Here is a 17,216-nt window from a genome sequence, read left to right as displayed (position 1 = left end):
GGGGGCGCCGGGCGGCCACGTGCTCGGCTTGGCGAACCCGCCAGAGTCATGCAATTGCTAGCACGCGGTTTCGACGGGCGACAACAAGGTTACGGGCCGGGGCGTTCCAGTGGGCAGAATTCTCGTTGTCGGCGCCGGCCTCAGTGGCGCAGTCGTGGCCCGCGAGCTGGCGGAGGCCGGCTTCGCCTGCCTCGTCATCGACGAGCGCGACCACGTGGCGGGCAACTGCCACACCTCGCTCGACGAGAGCACCGGCATCATGGTGCACCGCTATGGCCCGCACATCTTCCACACCGACAACGATGCGGTCTGGGCGTTCGTGGGGCGGTTCGGCGAGTGGGTCCCTTATCGTCACTCGGTCTATTCGACGGTCAGGGGCAAGGTGTTCAGCCTGCCGGTCAACCTCCTCACCATCAACCAGTTCTTCGGCACCGCGATGACGCCGGCCGAGGCGCGCGCCTTCGTCGCCGCGCAGGCGGAGCCGATCGCGGTGCCCGCCAATTTCCGCGAGCAGGGGCTGAGCCTCGTCGGCGAGGCGCTCTACGAGGCGTTCTTCCGGCACTATACCTCCAAGCAGTGGGGCACCGACGATCGCAACCTGCCGGCCGCCATCCTTCGCCGGCTGCCCCTGCGCTTCTCCTATGACATCAACTATTTCCACCATCAGCGCCAGGCGATGCCGCGCGATGGCTACACCGCGCTGACGCAGCGGATGCTCGAGCATCCGCGGATCGAGCTGCGTCTTGGCACCGCGGCCGAAGCGGTGGAGGAGCGGTTCGACCACACATTCTATTCGGGGCCGCTCGATCGCTATTTCGGTTATCGCCTCGGCCGCCTGGGTTATCGCAGCCTGCGCTTCGAGGAACTCCGGCTCGAGGGCGACGCCCTGGGCTGCCCGGTGATGAACTTCCCCGATCCCGACGTGCCGTGGACGCGCATGACCGAGCACCGCCATCTGTCGCCGTGGCGGAAACCGCTCAGCGATACCAGCATCGTCTGGCGCGAGTTCTCGGAGGCCACCGAGCCGGGAAAATCGCCCTATTACCCGCTGCGTCTCGCCGGCGACGAGCGGCTGTTGCGCGATTATGTCGGCCTTGCCAACGCCGAGCATGGCATCACCTTCCTCGGCCGGCTCGGCTGCTATGCCTATATCGACATGGACGCCGCGATCGGCAGGGCGCTGGAGACCGCCCGGGTCGCCATCGCGGCCTTCGGCGCCCATGCGGCGCCGCCGGCGTTCGTTCACGATCCCTTGGGCAAGGCCTGAAGCAGCGCCTCCTCGACCTTGCCGGCGTCGTAGCAATCGAGCTTGCGGTAAATCTCGACCTGCGGGTGGTCGTAGATGCTCCACGGCTCCTGGGCCCAGCTGTCGTCGAAGCGCTGGCCGAGCACGGTGTAGCCGGGCTTGTTCTGGTAGATGAGCGCAAAGCAGAGCTCGCCGCTCTCGAGCATGCGGTAATATCGGGTGGTCATGGGGAAGCGGCTGCCCAGCGCCAGGATTGGCTTGCGCATCCGTTCGCTCGAGATGGCAAGCACGTCAGCCCCGGCCAGTCGCGTGGCGATGGTGTGGGCTTTTTCGGCGTTGTCCGGCAGGTCGATGGCGAGCGCCACCGAGGTGAAGTGACCACCGACATCGCCGTACAGCAGGTCGCCGCGGGCATTGACGCGGACGGCGCTCGGCAGGCCGTCATCCCAGGACGACTCGTTGGCGACCACGGTGCCCGCCGGCAGATTCTGCCACATCCACTCTGAGGCGGCGATGCGGCTATGGAGCCCGCCATGCAGGCCGACCATGCCGGTGCCCCAGACGAAGGCGCCGATCCCCGCCAGCAGCGACACGCCGCGGGGCGTGACAAGTGCGCCGCCGGCCGCCAGCACGCAAAGCGCCGGCAGGATGGGCGCCGCATAGCGAAGCGCCGGCGCGGCGCCCGCCAGCCAGTAGGCCGAGAAGGGGACGATCAGCACGAGCAGGGGCGCCGCCGCGGCCCAAAGCGCGCGGCGGCGGGCCACGACGAAGGCGCCCAGGACCAGCGCCAAGCCGATGATGGGCCCCAGGCCCCATACGGCCATGTCCACGAGCGCATTGAGCGGGCCGTAACCGGTCATCCACTGCCAGTTCGGCGGAAAGCCGAAATCGAGCACCAGGCGCGACATCTCCACATAGCCGGCGATCACCGCCGGCGTGATGTCGAAGCCGAAAAACCCGGGGCCCAGGAAGGTGAACGGCGCGGCAAGCCGCAGCGCCAGCATGGCCGCGGCCAGCGAGGACACCGCGCACAGCACCAGCCATTTCATGCTGCGCTCGCGGCCATCCCGCCAGAAGCGCAGCAGCGCGGCGCCACCCACCACGCCACCCAGCAGCACGCCGGGGAGCTTGCAGGCGAGCGCCAGGCCGGCAAGCGCGCCGGCGAGCACGAACCAGGCGAGCGCGGCGCGCCGCGTCCGGGCGCCAAGCCCGATGGTGGCGGCGAGCGTGCACCAGGCGGCGGCGCCGGTGAGCCAGATGTCGACGGCAAAGAAATTGGACAGCTGCAGCGCCAGCGGACAGAAGGCGTAGAACGCGGCGGCGGCAAGCGCCGCGCCGCCGCTGCGCAGCACCTGCATCGAGAGCAGGAAGACCGCGAGGATGGTGTAGGCATCGACGATCGCCCCAAGCGTCCGCCCCAGCCTGAGGATGGGCGGCCAGCCGTCGGTGCCGGTGAGGCGCGCAACGAGGGCCGTCACGAGATGCGGAAACTCGCCGTAAACATAGATCTGGCCGTTGCGGCGCGGATCGAGCGGCGACTTGCCGGTGGCGAACCACAGGCTGTAGGGCGACATGCCGTCGGGCGGGAGGGCCTGCCAGTCGCGCATGGTGTCGGTGATCACGAACATCAGGTGACGCTCGTCGGGATGCAGGTTCGAGCCTCGATCCCAGTCGCTGCCCGACAGCCGCATCGAGGCGCCCAGCATCACGATCAGCAGGCAGGCGAGCGCCACGAGCAGCCGGCGCGGCTGCCGGCGCGGCGCGACGATGGGCTCTGCGGTGCGGGCGGATTGCGAGGACAATGCGGGATGAGCCGGCCGGGATTGGCGCCGAGCAGACAGGCCCGCGAGGAATTTGTCCAGCCGGGTTGTCTTCGCTGCGCCGCTCGGGAAAGGTATGGCGAATGGCGCGCCAAGCGGGGAGGCGATGAAGCTGCTCGAGTTCACCGGGCTGGCCCGGCTGCACCACCACCTGTTCACGCTGGCCTACCACGCTCACGAGGCCGAGCTCGAACTGGTCGCCGGGCTGCCGCGCGCGGTGCGCCGCGTGATGCCGCATTGGCCGGATCGCGCCGCTCTCGGCATCGATATCGGAGCCGGTACAGGCCCTTACGGGCGCAAGCTCATGCGGCACTGCGACGAGGTGGTGCTGGTCGAACCCAACCACGAACAGGCCGAGTACCTGCGGCGCAGTTTCGGCGCGAGCGCGCAGGTGGTCGAGGCGGCGGCGGGCCGCGCCGCCGGGACGGCGCTGCTGGTCGATGCCGGGGCGGGCGGCTGGCGTCGGCCGCTGGCCCGGCTCGGCGCCGCGGCCGATGGTAAGGGCTGGCAGCAGGCCTGTCGGGTGGAAACCGTCGACGGCATCTGCGAACGGCTCGGATTGATGGGCCGCCCCGGGGCCATCGTCGCCAAGATCGATGTGGAGGGGGCCGAGCAGGCCGTGCTGGAGGGCATGCCGCGGCTGCTCGCCGATCGCCCTGCGCTGCTGATCATCGAAATCGAAGCGCGCCTGAACCCCGACTATGCCGGGATATTCTCGCTGCTCGCCGGCCAGGGGTTCGGCTGCTTCGTCTACGAGGCGGGCCGGCTGCAGCCGGGCGGGCCCGAACAGGCGGCGGCGATGCTCACGCGCTCGCCCGGTCGCTTCGGCCGCTTGAACAGCTATCGCAGCAACTTCGTTTTTCTGCGATGACGGGATCGGGCGAGCCGCCGGCTTGTCGCGTCGAGGTTGATGCATGCGTTTTCTGATCACCGGTGGAGCCGGCTTCATCGGCAGCAACCTGGCCGATGCCTTGCTGGCGGACGGCGAGGACGTCACCATTTTCGACAACCTGTCCCGCCCCGGCAGCCGCCACAACCTCGCCTGGCTGCAGGGCCGCTACGGTGAACGGGCAATAGTGGTCACCGGCGACATCCGCGATGCCGCCGCGCTCGTTGCACCGGTGCGCGATGCCGATGTCGTGGTGCATCTGGCCGGGCAGGTCGCCGTCACCACCTCTATCGTCGCGCCGCGCGAGGATTTCGAGATCAACGCGCTGGGCACGCTGAACGTGCTCGAAGCGGCGCGCAGCGCAGCGAGGCCGCCGATCGTGCTGTTCGCCTCGACCAACAAGGTCTATGGGGCGATGGACGAGACGCCAATCGCCGAGACCGCGACGCGCTACCACTATCGCGACATCGAGGGGATCGCCGAGGAACAGCCGCTGGATTTCCATTCGCCCTACGGCTGCTCGAAGGGGGCGGCCGACCAGTATGTGCGCGATTATGCCCGGATCTATGGCCTCAGAACGGTGGTGATGCGCCAATCCTGCATCTACGGGCCGCGACAGTTCGGCGTGGAAGACCAGGGCTGGCTGGCGCATTTCGTCATCGCCGCGCAACTAGGCCGGCCGATCTCGATCTATGGCGATGGCAAGCAGGTGCGCGACATGCTGCATGTCGAGGACCTGATCGGCGCCTACCGGCTGGCGGTCGATCGCATCGAGGCCGTGCAGGGCCAGGTGTTCAATATCGGGGGTGGGCCGGGCAACGCGCGGTCGATCTGGCGCGAGGTCGGCCCCGAGCTCGAGCGGCTCGCCGGCCATGCCCTCGATGTGCGGTTCAGCGCCGCCCGCGCCGGCGACCAACTGGTCTGCGTGATGGATACCGGCAAGGCGGCGCGCCAGCTCGGCTGGCAGCCGCGGCGCGACGTCAGCCAGGGCATCGCCCTGTTGTGGGACTGGGTAGCCGAGCACCGGGTGCTGTTCGAGGCCGAGCGGTGAGGCTGCTGATCGGGCTCACCTACTATCGCCCCTATACGAGCGGGCTGACCATCTACGCCGAGCGCCTCGCCCGCACGCTGGTCGGCCGCGGACACCAGGTCACCGTGCTTGCTTCGCAGCACGAGGCCACGCTGGCCTTGCGCGAGACGATGGACGGCGTGGACGTGGTGCGGGCGCCGGTGAGCGCGCGGCTCAGCAAAGGGGTCATCATGCCGACCCTGGGGCGGCTGGCATCGGATCTGCTGGCGCGCCACGACGTGGTGAACCTGCACCTGCCGCAGCTCGACACGCCCCGGCTGGCGCTGCAGGCCCGGCTCAAGGGGCGGCCGGTGGTGCTGACCTACCATTGCGACGTCCGGCTGCCGCCCGGCGCCTTGAACGTCGCGGCCGAGGCGGCGGTGAACCTCTCGAACGAGATCGGGGCGCGGCTTGCGACGCGGCTCGTCACCTATACGCAGGATTATGCGGATCACTCGCGCTACCTCCGGCGGCATGCCGCCAAGCTGACGATCATTCCGCCGCCGGTCGACATGCCCGTAGCTTCCCCCGATGAGGTCGCGGCTTTTGCGCAGCGCTGGAACATCCGCGGACCGATCATCGGCATGGTGGCGCGGCTGGCCGCCGAAAAAGGCGTCGAAGTCCTGCTCGAGGCGCTGCCGCGGGTGCTGGCGGCGCATCCCGACGCCCGGGTGATCTTCGCCGGTCCCCACCGGAACGTGCTCGGCGAGGAGGCCTATGCCAGGCGGCTGGCGCCGCATATCGAACGGCTGGGCGACCGCTGGACGTTTGCCGGCAATCTCACGCAACGCGAACTCGCCGCCTTCTATCCCAACTGCTCGGTGGTGGTGGTGCCCAGCCTCAACTCCACGGAGGCCTTCGGGCTGGTGCAGATCGAGGCGATGCTGAGCGGCACGCCGTCGATCGCCAGCGCCTTGCCCGGCGTGCGCCAGCCGGTGCTCACCACCGGCATGGGTGAGGTCGTGCCGATCGGCGACAGCGCCGCCCTGGCCGAGGCGATCCTCAAGGTGATCGGATCGAAGGCCCGCTACGTCCGCCCGCGCGAGGCCATCGCCGCCCTCTACAACAATGATCGGACGGCAGCGGGCTACGAGGCGCTGGTCGAGGCGATATCGGCCCGCTAGCCCGACAGGAATGTCGAAAAGACGCGGGGCGGATCGACTACCCTCATAGTGGTTCGACTGGAGAACGAGCGATGTTGCCGAGCGCGATCGAGGTTGTGACGCTTTTCGTCGATGACCTGGAGCAGACGAGAAGGTTCTATGAGGAGGTGTTCGCCCCTCAGGTGCTGTTCGAGGACGAGGCCGGCGCGGTGCTGCAGTTTGCCGGCATGGCCGTCAACCTGCTGCGCATCTCGGATGCCCCCGAGCTGGTCACGCCGCGGCAGGTGGGAGCCCGCACCGATGGCCCGCGGGTGATGTTCACCGTGAAGGTCGAGGATTGCCGCGCCGCCCATGCCGAACTGACGGCGAAGGGCATCGCCTTTCTCAACGGGCCGATCGACCGCCCCTGGGGGCGCCGCACCGCGGCGTTCGCCGATCCCTCCGGCAATGTGTGGGAAATCGCCGAGGAGATTCGATAGGCATCGCCGGCCTTGCGGCAAACGGCGTCAGGCCGGGGTCTGGCCTTCCCGGCGGGATCGCTGCTAAACTCCGGCGTTCAATTTCAGCGAAAGAACCATCACGGCGGCGACTGTGACAGGCTTTCAATCTTGCGACCGAGGTGGCGAGGATGGAGAGGCCTTTCGTTTCGTTGCGTCCGGAGATCACCCGGCCCCATGCGCTGGTCCTGATGGACTGGCTGGAGGATGAACGGGTCACCCGCTACCTCAGCGATTCCCGCAATGTGTCGCGGTTCATCGCCGAGGCGATCGATCGCACGCAGTTGCCGATCCTGACGCATCTGTTCAATCAGGGCGGCCGCTTCTTCATGGTCCATGACCGCGACGACAGGCCTGTCGGCTTCGTCCGCCTGGTCATGACGGGGCGCGACTGTGAAATGGTCCTGATCGTCGGAGATCACGACAACTGGGGCCGACGCATCGGCTCCAGCGCCATCCGCGAGGGTCTGAAACTGGCGTTCCTCGAAATGCGCGCCGCTACGGTGATCGCCAGGATCCACCCCGACAATAGGCGTTCGCTCAGGGCCTTCGGGCGCTGCGGTTTTCTCGGCATGAGCGAGACGGCGACGCTCATCTCGCTGGCAATGACCGCCGGCCGGTATCGGCGGCTGCTGCGCGAGGGCGTCATGGCGGAGGCCGGCGAGATCTACATCACCGACCTCGACCAACCGCGGCTCGAGGAACTGGTCGCGTTCGAACAGGGGCCGGCCATCGTCGAACTCGAACACGAGATCGAACGCGCCATCGTCGTCGCGGCCCAAAGCGTTCCCGAGGATGTCGTGACGATGAACTCGAGGTTCGCGTTGCGGCTGGACGACGAGGACCTGAAAGTGTCCCTCGTCTATCCTGAGGACGCCGACGAGCGGGCCGGCAAACTGTCGGTGCTGTCCGACCTCGGCGCCGCGATCCTGGGCTATCGGCAAGGCGACGCCGTCGATTGCGTGGTTGCCGACCGCACGCGACACCTGCTGATCGGCAAGTTGCTGTACCAGCCGGAATCCTCAGGCGATTTCCACCTCTAGCCCAGAGCGAGAGCCGCGGGGGGCGAGCTTCCGCGCTTCGCGCGCGCTCGACCGGGCTGTCTGCTGCTACACCCGGTCCTTGAACACCTGACCGCCGCGCATGATCAGCGGCATATGCGCGCCGTCGTCCTGCAGCAGCGTGATATCGGCCAGCGGGTCGCCGTCGACGACGATCAGGTCGGCATGGGCGCCGGCGGCGATGGTGCCGATCTGGCCCGACATGCGGCAGAGCTCGGCGCCGACCGTGGTGGCCGAGCGGATGATTTCGGCCGGGGTCAGCACCTTGACGAGCAGTTCGAACTCCATGCAGTGATACTTCCTCAGGCCGCCCAGCAGGTCGGAGCCGAAGGCCATGGGGAGGCCCGCGTCGCGCATGATCTCGAGCGACTTGAGCCCGCCCGAGCGCACCACGTCGATCTTTTCGAACTCGGCCGGGCCGAGGCCGAGCGCCTTGCCTTCGAGCCACAGTGCGTCATAGGCGACGAGGGTGGGGACGGCGATGCAGCCCTTCTCGGCGGCGAGCTTCGCCGTTTCGGCGCTGATCAGGTTGCAGTGCTCGAGCGAATGGACGCCGAGCTCGACGCAGCGGCGGATGGCGGCGTCGGTATAGACATGGGCCGAGACGTAGAGTCCGGCATTCTCGGCTTCCTCCACCATGGCGAGGATTTCCTCGCGTGAGTACTGGATCGAGTGGATCGGATCGTTGGGCGAGGAGACGCCGCCATTGGCCATCACCTTGATGAACTTGGCGCCCTCCTTGATCATGGTGCGGCAGGCGGTGCGCACCGCATCGACGCCATCGGCGATATAGCCCATCGAGCCCAGCCGATCCGACATCATGCCCGGACGGTCATCGGTGCGCTTCCTGAGGTCGGCGTGGCCGCCCGTGGTGGTGAGGCCCTTGCCGCAGATGACGATGCGCGGCCCGTCGATCAGCCCTTCCTCGACGCCGCGAACGAGGCCGTGATCGGCGCCGCCGAGGTCGCGGATGGTGGTGAAGCCGCGCTGCAGCGTCTCTTCCATGACGCGCGCGGCGCGGAGGCCCGCGAGCGAGGAGGGGGCGATCATATTGGCCCAGAGGTCGAGAGTTTCGGCCACCACATGCATGTGGCAGTCGATCAGCCCCGGCATCAGGGTGCGGCCGCCGAGATCGATGACACGCGCATCGGCGGGGGCGGCGATGCCGGCGCCGACTTCGGCGATGCGGCCATCGCGCACCAGCACGGCCAGCCCATCGCGCAGCACGCCCTGGGCGGGATCGAGCACGCGGCCATTGGTGAAGAGGGTGGTGGTGGGCATGGGGTGGGCTTTCTATCTGGGGTCGGGCAGGGACTCTCGGTGATCCTCCCCCGTGGAACGGGGGAGGGGGACCAGCGAAGCTGGTGGAGGGGGCGACCACGCACACTGCGCTTGCCGCCGCCCCCTCCACCGCCTACGGCGGTCCCCCTCCCCCGCCACGCGGGGGAGGATCACTGCACCGCCGGTGGATGCTCATCGATGATGGCACGCCGCCAGCCGACCGTCCGGTCGTTCGGTCAGCGCCGGCTCGGTGGTGCGGCAGAGCTCGGTCGCCAGCGGGCAGCGGGTGTGGAAGGGGCAGCCGCTCGGCTTGTTGATGGCGCTCGGCACATCGTCGCTCGAGGGGCTGAAGCTGTGGCGGTGGCGCGGGTCGAGCGTGGGCGCCGCACGGGTCAGCATCTCGGTATAGGGATGGGTCGGCGCGGCGAACAGCAGCGCCTTGGGGGCGATCTCGACGATCTTGCCCAGATACATCACCGCCACGCGGTGCGAGATGTGCTCGACCACCCCGAGGTCGTGCGAGATGAAGAGGTATGCGATGCCGAGGTCGCGCTGCAGGTCGGCGAGGAGGTTGAGGATCTGCGCCTGCACCGACACGTCGAGCGCCGAGACCGGCTCGTCGCAGACGATAATGTCGGGCTTCAGCGCGAGCGCCCGGGCGATGCCGATGCGCTGGCGCTGGCCGCCCGAGAACTGGTGCGGGAAATTGTCGGCCTGGTCGGGCCGGAGCCCGACGCGCGCCATCAGCTGCGCCACCTCGGCGTCGCGCTCGGCCCTGCTGCCCACGCCATGGATATCGAGCGCCACGCGGATGGCGTCGCGCACCCGGCGGCGCGGGTTGAGCGAGGAGAACGGATCCTGGAAGACGATCTGCACCCGGCGCCGATAATCCTTGAGATCGCGGCGGCGGAAGCCGCTGATCTCGGCACCGTCGAAGCGCACCCGGCCGCCGGTCGGCTTCACCAGCCCGAGCAGCGCGAGGCCGGTGGTGGATTTGCCGCAGCCGGATTCGCCGACAAGGCTCAGCGTCTCGCCGCGCCCGATCGAAAAGCTCACGCCATCCACTGCCTTGACGGTGGCGGACTGGCGCTGGAACACCCCGGAGCGCACCGGGAAATGCACCTGAAGGTCGTCGACCGAGAGAAGGGCCGTATCAGCCATCGACATGCTCCCAGCAGGCGGCGAAGTGGCCGGGCCGCTTTTCTTCGAGGGGTGGCCGTTCCTCGCGGCAGCGGGCCGAGGCGCGCGGGCAGCGCGGGGCGAAGGCGCAGCCCTTGGGCAGGTCCCAGGGCGGCGGAACGGTGCCGGCGATGTCGACCAGCCGCTCGGTGGCCGGCCGGCCGGCGACAGGACGCGGGATCGCCCCCATCAGCCCCAGCGTATAGGGGTGGATGGGGTGCTCGAACAGGTCGTAGACGCTCGCTTCCTCGACGCGGCGGCCGGCATACATCACCACCACCCGGTCGGCGACTTCCGCCACGACGCCCAGATCGTGGGTGATCAGCACCAGAGCGGTGCCGAGCCGCTTCTGCAGGTCGGAAATGAGCCCCAGGATCTGCGCCTGCACGGTGACGTCGAGGGCGGTGGTCGGCTCGTCCGCGACGAGGATCTTGGGCTCGCAGGCGAGCGCCAGGGCGATCATGGCGCGCTGGCGCTGCCCGCCCGAGAGCTCATGCGGGAACTGCCTGCTACGGCGGACGGGGTCGGGCATTTGCACCAGCTGCAGCGTCTCGATGGCCCGGGCCATCGCCGCCTTGTGGCTCAGCTTCTTGTGCCGGCGCACCGACTCGGCGATCTGCTCGCCGATGGTCAGCACCGGGTTCAAGGCGGTCAGCGGCTCCTGGAAGATCATGGCGATCTCGACGCCGCGCAGGTCTTCCACCCGCCGCTCCGGCATGGCGAGGAAGTCCTCGCCATTGATCTCGATGCTGCCCTTAGTGGCGCTCGCCGCCTCGGGGAGGAGGCGCAGCAGCGACAGAGCGGTCATCGACTTGCCGCAGCCCGATTCCCCGACGATGCACAGCGTCTCGCCGCGCGCGACGGTCAGCGCGATGTCGGCGACGACAGGATACGAGCCGCGCTCGCCGCGGATCCGGATCTCCAGGTCCTTTACGGCAATCGCCGCGCCGACCGTGCTCGTCGCCAACTGCGCCACCCGTTACTGCTCCGCGCCGTCGAGGTTGCCGACCATGAAGCCGTAATCGCCGGCTTCCACCAGGTTGCGGCTCAGATGCTGCATCACCATGATGCCGTTCTCGAACGGGGTGGGGATCTCCTCGATGGTCTCGAAGTCATAGGGGCTGACGACGCGACCGAGCAGCTGGCCGCCCTTGATGATCTCGCCATTGGCGGGGCAGAGCGGCTCGAGCCAGCCGCCATGCTTGGGGCGGATGCCGACCAGTTCGCCCACCACCACCTGCCTGGGCGGAGCCACGAGGTGGCCGGCGATGACGCCGAGATAGCGCAACTGGTTCAGCATGCCGTCGACGGTGCGCTTCACATAGGGGCCCTGGTCGACGATGCCGCCGCCGAGCTCGATGGTGGTCACCTTCATTTCCGGGCGGCGGTCGATGGTCACCGTCTTGGTGGTGCCGGAATAGAGCGTGCCGGCCTTGCCGGTGGTCGGGCGGTAGAGCAGCTTCGAGCCGAAGGCGCGCGACAGCCCTTCGTCGCTCCAGATGTAGACGTAGTCGACGGTCGGGCGATCGGTGCCCGAGTGCAGGTCGATATTGGCGTCGAGCTTGTCGAAATAGTCGCGCGCCAGGGCGAAGGCGAGCTGCTGGGTGTAGTTGCCGCGATCGTCGCCGGGGAATTCACGGTTGAGGTTCAGCTCATCGAGCGGGGTGAAGCGATGGTTCACCGCGAATGCCCTGGGGTTGGCGACCGGCAACAGCAGGATGCGGCCCTTGAGCGGCATGTCCTTGAGGATGCGGTAGAGATCGAGGATGGCCTGCGAGCCGGCATTCTCGTTTCCGTGGATGGAGGCAGAAATGCCGACCGTGGGGCCATCCTGTTCGCCGACCAGTTCGTGGATGAACAGCACGGCATCGCTGCCGTCGGCGTGAGTGGTGAATTTGGGCCTCAGCTTGTTGATCTGCTTGACCATCGTTTGTCGTCCTTAGTCCGTTAGAGCGTTTTCTTGGTGTTACGTTTGCTTGGTGTCACTTGGCGCGGGTGAGCTGGCGCGGATCGAGGATGTCCCTCAGCCCGTCTCCCAGGAGGTTGAAGCCGAGCACGGTCACCATGATGGTGGCCCCGGCGATGATGGAGAGCCACGGCTCGTCGCGGATGAAGCGGGTGCCGTAGGAGAGGGTCCAGCCCCAGGTCGGGGTCGGCGGCGGCAGGCCGAAGCCGAGAAAGCTCAACGCCGATTCAATGATCACCGCCGTGCCGAGCCCGAGCGAAGCGAGGACGATGATCGGCCCCAGCGTGTTGGGGAGGATTTCCATGAACAGGATGCGCGGCCAGCCGGCGCCGAGCGCCTTGGCGGCCTGCACGTAGTTCTGCTCGCGCAGCACCAGGGTGGTCGAGCGCACGACGCGGGCATATTCGGTCCAGGTGACGGCGATGATGGCGGCCGAGATGTTGACGATGCCCGGCCCCAGCACGGCGACGATGGCGAGGGTCAGCACCACGGCGGGGAAGCCGAGGAACACGTCGGTGATCCGCATCAGCAGCATATCGACCCAGCCGCCGAAATAGCCGGCGGCGAGGCCGACGGTGGTGCCGATCAGCGCCGCGACCGTCACCGAGATGATGCCGATGGAGAGCGAAATGCGCGCCCCGAAGATCAGCCGGCTCCACAGGTCGCGCCCCAGGTTGTCGGTGCCCAGCCAATGGACCGCTGAGGGGAGCGAGAAGCGGTTGCGCATGTCGGGCTGGTCGACGCCATGCGTCGCGAGCAGCGGGGCGAATACGGCGAGGACCACCAGGGTGAGGATGATCAGGCCGCCGATCACCAGCGAGGGATTGCGAAGGGGTTTTGGAATCCGCATGGCGCTCACCCCAGCCGCACGCGCGGATCGACCAGCGCGTAGAGCAGGTCGACGACGAGGTTCACCAGCGCGAAGATCAGTGCGAAGGTCAGGACGATCCCCTGGATCAGCGGCAGGTCGCGCTGCGACACGGCCGAAAAGGTCAATTGGCCGAGGCCCGGCCAGGCAAAGATCATTTCCACCAGCACGGCGCCGCCGAGCAGTGCCCCAAAGCGCAGCCCGATGACGCTCAACACCGGCAGCAGCGCGTTGCGCAGCGCATGGCGCACCACGACGCGCGGCCGGCGCAGGCCCTTGGCATAGGCGGTGCGGACGAAATCCTCGCGCAGCACTTCGAGCATCGAGGTGCGCACCAGCCGGGAGATGATCGCCGCCGAATTGGCGGCGAGCGCCAGGGCGGGGAGGAGGATGTGGAGGATGGAATCCCACAATACCTGCGGCCGGCCGCTCAGCGCCGCGACGATCGCCTCGGGCATCGGCGCGCCGCGGCCGATGGCCGGCAGCCAGTTGAGCTGCACGGCAAAGCCCAGCATCAAGAGGAGCCCCAGCCAGTAGACCGGCATGGAGACGCCGAGCTGGGCGAGCAGCATGGTCACGGTGTCGATGAGCGAGCCCTGGCGCACCGCGGCGAGGACGCCCAGCGTCACGCCGAGGATGGTGGCGAGCAGCAGCGCCACCACGGCAAGCTCGATGGTCGCGCCGATGCGGCCGCCGATGATCTCGCTGACCGGGGCGCTCTGGAAGATCGAGCGGCCGAGATCGCCATGCAGCAGCTGCCAGAAATAGGCGCCGAGCCTGACATACCAGGGGTCATCGAGCCCCAGCGTGCGCCTGAGATTGGCGATCATTTCGGGCGACGCCTCGGGGCCGAGCAGCACCGCGGCCGGATCGCCCGGCACCAGCAGCAGCAGGCCGAAGGTGACGACAATCATGCCGACCGCCATGGGGATCAGCAGCAGCAGGCGGCGGATGACATAGGCTAGCATCGCGGCACCTGGGGCAGGTGGGGCGCGTGCACGGGGATAGCGCGGTGCGCACAGAGTACCCCCCACCCTGTCCCTCCCCCGCAAGGGGGGAGGAGACCAAAACACTGGCGCCGGTGAGAGCGTCTCCCTCCCCCTTGCGGGGAGGGGACAGGGGTGGGGGTACGTTTCCTGCACCGACCTGTCGGCTGCGTTGACGCCAGCTCCGCCGTGTCATCCGCCCACCTCATGCGATGACGATCTCGTCGATCTTGCGCGGGTAGTGGGTCATGCTGTCCGGCCCCTCTGCGGTGACCAGCACGGTGTCGGCGATGCGGTAGCCGGCGAAGCCTGGGACGGTGATCGAGGGTTCGCTGGAGGCGATCATGCCGGGCTCGAGGATGGTCTGGTCGCCCGCTTCGATCCACGGCGATTCATGGAACATGATGCCCATGCCGTGGCCGACGCGGTGCAGCGCATTCTCCGCCATGCCCTGGTCGCGGATATAGCCGAGCGCCAGGTTGTCCGAGGAGGCGCAGGTGTGGCCGGCGATCAGCGCCGCAGTCGCCAGCTTCTGGGCTTCGTAGGCCACGGAGTAATGCCGCTGCTGTTCGGCAGAGGGCTCGCCGATGAAGAAGGTGCGCTCGCTTTCGGCGGCGCGGCCGCCGACCCGGCAGCCCAGCGACAGGATCAGGCTCTCGCCGCGTTTGACCGGATTGCCGGTGGGCATGCCGTGCGGGAAGCTCGAGCGGATGCCGGAATAGACAAGGCCGGAGGCGAGGCCCTGCACCAGCATCAGCTCCTCGTGCTCGGAATACATGATGTTCATGGCGTGCCGCGACACGTGCTGCTCGATCTCGATCTCGCTCGGCAGCTCGCCACCGCCGCGCAATGCCTCGCCGATCAGCGCCACGCCGGCGCGCACCATCTCGTCGGAGATGCGGGCGGCCTCGCGATGCAGCACGATCTCCTCGGGATATTTCCTGAGCCGCATCTGCTGGACGATGTTGGAGGGTACGACCTTGGCATTGGGGAAGGCCGAAGCGATCTGCGCGATGCGGCCGAAGGCGATGCCGTAGCTGTGGGCGACGGTGCCCGACTGCGCGGGGAGTGCCCGGGCGAGCACGTCGAAGGGTTTGTCGACGCCCGGAAACTCGAAATAGATCACCGGCTCGGCGGCGATGACCTGATGCGCCGCATGCCCCTGTTCGAGCCGCGGCAGCAGCAGCCAGGCACCGGTCTGGCTGATGGCGAAGACCACCGGCCGCTCGGTGGTGTAGTGCGAGAAGCCCGTGGTGTAGATGACATCGTCATTGGCATCGAGCAGCAGTAGGTCGACCCCGGTCTCGGCCATGCGGGCGCGGATATCGCGATGGACGCGCTGATAGAAATCGGCGCCAAGGCGCTGCGAGAAACTCATGTCATCTCCTCGATGCGCTTGTTGAAAGCGCAGTAAAGTCAAACGTCTGCGTCGGTTGGCGGATGGGTTGATTCATCCGCGCGGGGCGGCACTCGATCTCACCCAGTACACCTGCCGCGCTCCCCTCCCCCTTGAGGGGAGGGGCGGGGGGTGGGGGTGGTTCTGTGATCACCGATGGACCCCCACCACCAACCCCTCCCTCAAGGGGGAGGGGAGCCCGCCGGCGGCATCTCAGAACACGTAAAGTCCCGGCCGGCGTCTGGGAGGAAGCGCCGGCCGGTGGGCAGGGACTTAGTCGTCCATGCCGATGAGGCCGCGGAAATTGCCGCGTGGGGTGGCGTGCACCTCGACCGGGAAGGGCTGCTTGTAGAACAGCTGGTAGCCCTGGTCGGAGACGATGAAGTAGGGCAGGTCGGAGGCGAGGATGGTCGCCGCCGCCTGGTAGGCCTTGGCGCGCGCCGCCTGATCGAGCGACGAGCGGCCTTCCTGCAGGAGCTTGTCGACTTCAGGGTTGGAATAGCCGCCCCAGTTGGTCGAGCCGCCGGTCGAGAGCTGGCCGAACAGCAGCCGGTCGGGATCGACGATGTTGAGCCAGCCGAGCAGCGCGATCTGGTGCAGGCCTTTCTGCACATAGTTGGTCGAGAAGGACGGCCAGTCGGTGATCTGCACCTGGGCGTCGACGCCGGCCGACTGCATCAGCGCCTGGGTCAGCTCGATCGACTGCACGCGGTTGGGGTCTTCGCTGTGGGTGGAGAGCGTCACCGTCAGCTTCTTGCCGTCCTTGTCGAGGATGCCGTCGCCGTCAGAATCCTTCCAGCCCAGCTCGTTGAACTTGGCGACCGCGCCTTCGATGCTGAAGGTCGGCTGCTTGATGTCGGGCGAATAGGCCCACGAGGAGGGGAGGATGATCGAGGACGCGATCTGGTCGACGCCCTGGTAGATGTCATTGACGATCGAATTCTGGTCGATCAGCATCGAGAAGGCCTGGCGCATGCCGGGGTCGGCCAGCAGCGGATCCTTGGTGTTGTAGTTGATGTAGGTGACGCCCAGCCCGGCGGTGATGACGTTGCCGAAGCGGCTGTCGGCCTTGAGCCGGGCGATGTCGTTGGGCGACAGCGGCGACTGGATGACGTCGAGATCGCCCGCCTCGAAGGCCTGGGCGCGGGCCGAGTTGTCGCCGATGATCTTGACGGTGACGTCGGTCACATCAGGGGCGCCGTCCCAATAGCTCGGGTTGGCCTTCAGCACTATGTCGCTGCCGCGGTTCCAGGCGCTCAGTACCATCGGGCCGGCGCCGACCGGATCGGTGGCCGGGTCCTTGCCAGCCTCGACGGCGGCTTTCGACACGATGCCCTTGTCGAGATAGCTCAGGAGCGGCGCATAGGGGGCCGAGAGGGTGAACTTCACCGTCTGCGGGTCGACCGCCTCGATCTTGCTGATCGGGCTGTAGAGCGCGCGATCGGGGGCGTTGAAATCGGGGTTGATGACGCTCTCATAGGTATAGACCACGTCGTCGGCGGTGAGCGGCGAGCCGTCGGAGAATTTGAGGTCGGGCCGCAGCTTGAAGATCACGGTTTGCGGATCGGGCGACTCCCAGCTTTCGGCAAGGTCGGGCACTGCCTCGAGCTTACTGTTGAGGTGCACGAGGCCCGCATAGATCAGATCGGCGGCGCGGTAGGCGGTGGTGTCGCGCGTCAGGCGCGGATCGAGCGTGCCGGCATCGACGTCGGTGCCGATCACAATGGCCTTGTCCTGCGCCAGCGTGACCGTCGCCGGCAGCACGCCCAGCGCCACCATGGCGGTGGTCAGCAATAGAAGTTTGTTCATTCCCGTTCCCCTGTGTGAAGTCGTGTTGTGCGGCGGAGCGCTTTCA

The 17,216-nt window shown here is 67.8% G+C and carries 15 protein-coding genes; 6 read left to right on the top strand and 9 right to left on the bottom strand.

Features of this window, described 5'->3' with window-relative positions:
- The first annotated feature begins 109 nt into the window (after positions 1–109).
- Complete coding sequence (locus tag APS40_RS03405) at positions 110–1,267, top strand: UDP-galactopyranose/dTDP-fucopyranose mutase family protein (protein ID WP_055045723.1); 1,158 nt, start codon at positions 110–112, stop codon at positions 1,265–1,267.
- Here APS40_RS03405 and APS40_RS03400 read toward each other — a convergent pair.
- Entirely contained in the window at positions 1,243–3,048 is a 1,806-nt protein-coding gene (locus tag APS40_RS03400) for a glycosyltransferase family 39 protein (RefSeq protein ID WP_055045722.1), read from the bottom strand. The genes APS40_RS03405 and APS40_RS03400 overlap by 25 nt on opposite strands.
- Before the next feature lie 124 nt (positions 3,049–3,172).
- Between APS40_RS03400 and APS40_RS03395 the strand changes: the two genes are divergently transcribed.
- The 5 genes from APS40_RS03395 (at position 3,173) to APS40_RS03375 (ending at position 7,667) form a co-directional block, all read left to right on the top strand.
- On the top strand, positions 3,173–3,937 hold the full coding sequence (locus tag APS40_RS03395; protein ID WP_055045721.1) for an FkbM family methyltransferase: 765 nt from the start codon (positions 3,173–3,175) through the stop codon (positions 3,935–3,937).
- Positions 3,938–3,980: 43 nt separating this feature from the next.
- Positions 3,981–5,006 carry an NAD-dependent epimerase/dehydratase family protein gene (locus tag APS40_RS03390; protein ID WP_055045720.1) on the top strand — a complete coding sequence of 342 codons (1,026 nt, stop codon included), beginning with the start codon at positions 3,981–3,983 and terminating at the stop codon, positions 5,004–5,006.
- On the top strand, positions 5,003–6,148 hold the full coding sequence (locus APS40_RS03385) for a glycosyltransferase family 4 protein (protein ID WP_055045719.1): 1,146 nt from the start codon (positions 5,003–5,005) through the stop codon (positions 6,146–6,148). The genes APS40_RS03390 and APS40_RS03385 overlap by 4 nt, the downstream gene beginning before the upstream one ends.
- A gap of 71 nt (positions 6,149–6,219) precedes the next feature.
- The gene (locus APS40_RS03380) at positions 6,220–6,606 is read left to right on the top strand and encodes a VOC family protein (RefSeq protein WP_055045718.1); all 387 of its coding nucleotides are present in this window, start codon (positions 6,220–6,222) and stop codon (positions 6,604–6,606) included.
- A 149-nt stretch (positions 6,607–6,755) separates the two neighbouring features.
- Positions 6,756–7,667 carry a bifunctional GNAT family N-acetyltransferase/nucleoside diphosphate kinase regulator gene (locus tag APS40_RS03375; RefSeq protein WP_055045717.1) on the top strand — a complete coding sequence of 304 codons (912 nt, stop codon included), beginning with the start codon at positions 6,756–6,758 and terminating at the stop codon, positions 7,665–7,667.
- Positions 7,668–7,733: 66 nt separating this feature from the next.
- Here the strand turns inward: APS40_RS03375 and APS40_RS03370 are convergent, their stop codons facing one another.
- The 8 genes from APS40_RS03370 to APS40_RS03335 all read right to left on the bottom strand — a co-directional run bounded on the left by APS40_RS03370 (position 7,734) and on the right by APS40_RS03335 (position 17,170).
- A complete protein-coding gene (locus APS40_RS03370; RefSeq protein ID WP_055045716.1) occupies positions 7,734–8,966 on the bottom strand; it encodes a metal-dependent hydrolase family protein in 1,233 nt (410 codons plus the stop codon).
- 192 nt (positions 8,967–9,158) lie between these two features.
- Positions 9,159–10,127 carry an ABC transporter ATP-binding protein gene (locus tag APS40_RS03365; protein ID WP_055045715.1) on the bottom strand — a complete coding sequence of 323 codons (969 nt, stop codon included), beginning with the start codon at positions 10,125–10,127 and terminating at the stop codon, positions 9,159–9,161.
- The gene (locus APS40_RS03360; RefSeq protein ID WP_055049532.1) at positions 10,120–11,112 is read right to left on the bottom strand and encodes an ABC transporter ATP-binding protein; all 993 of its coding nucleotides are present in this window, start codon (positions 11,110–11,112) and stop codon (positions 10,120–10,122) included. Before APS40_RS03360 ends, APS40_RS03365 begins: the two co-directional genes overlap by 8 nt.
- A 12-nt stretch (positions 11,113–11,124) precedes the next feature.
- Positions 11,125–12,072, bottom strand: a complete 948-nt coding sequence (locus APS40_RS03355; protein ID WP_055045714.1) for a succinylglutamate desuccinylase/aspartoacylase family protein — start codon at positions 12,070–12,072, stop codon at positions 11,125–11,127.
- A 55-nt stretch (positions 12,073–12,127) separates the two neighbouring features.
- Positions 12,128–12,961 (bottom strand): ABC transporter permease, encoded by an 834-nt coding sequence (locus APS40_RS03350; protein ID WP_055045713.1) that lies wholly within the window; start codon positions 12,959–12,961, stop codon positions 12,128–12,130.
- A 5-nt stretch (positions 12,962–12,966) separates the two neighbouring features.
- Positions 12,967–13,947 (bottom strand): ABC transporter permease, encoded by a 981-nt coding sequence (locus tag APS40_RS03345; RefSeq protein WP_055045712.1) that lies wholly within the window; start codon positions 13,945–13,947, stop codon positions 12,967–12,969.
- Positions 13,948–14,170: 223 nt separating this feature from the next.
- Positions 14,171–15,343: a M24 family metallopeptidase gene (locus tag APS40_RS03340; RefSeq protein ID WP_055045711.1), complete on the bottom strand. Its 1,173-nt coding sequence runs from the start codon at positions 15,341–15,343 to the stop codon at positions 14,171–14,173.
- A 291-nt stretch (positions 15,344–15,634) separates the two neighbouring features.
- Complete coding sequence (locus APS40_RS03335) at positions 15,635–17,170, bottom strand: ABC transporter substrate-binding protein (protein ID WP_055045710.1); 1,536 nt, start codon at positions 17,168–17,170, stop codon at positions 15,635–15,637.
- Positions 17,171–17,216 lie beyond the last annotated feature (46 nt).

This window comes from Devosia sp. A16 (genome assembly GCF_001402915.1).
GTDB lineage: Bacteria > Pseudomonadota > Alphaproteobacteria > Rhizobiales > Devosiaceae > Devosia_A.
This window is presented reverse-complemented; position numbering and strand designations above follow the sequence as displayed.

Bases quoted from the DNA above. Each gene is read 5' to 3' on its own strand.
- APS40_RS03350 (WP_055045713.1), bottom strand. From the start codon at position 12,961: ATGCGGATTCCAAAACCCCTTCGCAATCCCTCGCTGGTGATCGGCGGC.
- APS40_RS03340 (WP_055045711.1), bottom strand. From the start codon at position 15,343: ATGAGTTTCTCGCAGCGCCTTGGCGCCGATTTCTATCAGCGCGTCCAT.
- APS40_RS03355 (WP_055045714.1), bottom strand. From the start codon at position 12,072: ATGGTCAAGCAGATCAACAAGCTGAGGCCCAAATTCACCACTCACGCC.
- APS40_RS03390 (WP_055045720.1), top strand. From the start codon at position 3,981: ATGCGTTTTCTGATCACCGGTGGAGCCGGCTTCATCGGCAGCAACCTG.
- APS40_RS03375 (WP_055045717.1), top strand. From the start codon at position 6,756: ATGGAGAGGCCTTTCGTTTCGTTGCGTCCGGAGATCACCCGGCCCCAT.
- APS40_RS03370 (WP_055045716.1), bottom strand. From the start codon at position 8,966: ATGCCCACCACCACCCTCTTCACCAATGGCCGCGTGCTCGATCCCGCC.
- APS40_RS03335 (WP_055045710.1), bottom strand. From the start codon at position 17,170: ATGAACAAACTTCTATTGCTGACCACCGCCATGGTGGCGCTGGGCGTG.
- APS40_RS03365 (WP_055045715.1), bottom strand. From the start codon at position 10,127: ATGGCTGATACGGCCCTTCTCTCGGTCGACGACCTTCAGGTGCATTTC.
- APS40_RS03345 (WP_055045712.1), bottom strand. From the start codon at position 13,947: ATGCTAGCCTATGTCATCCGCCGCCTGCTGCTGCTGATCCCCATGGCG.
- APS40_RS03395 (WP_055045721.1), top strand. From the start codon at position 3,173: ATGAAGCTGCTCGAGTTCACCGGGCTGGCCCGGCTGCACCACCACCTG.
- APS40_RS03380 (WP_055045718.1), top strand. From the start codon at position 6,220: ATGTTGCCGAGCGCGATCGAGGTTGTGACGCTTTTCGTCGATGACCTG.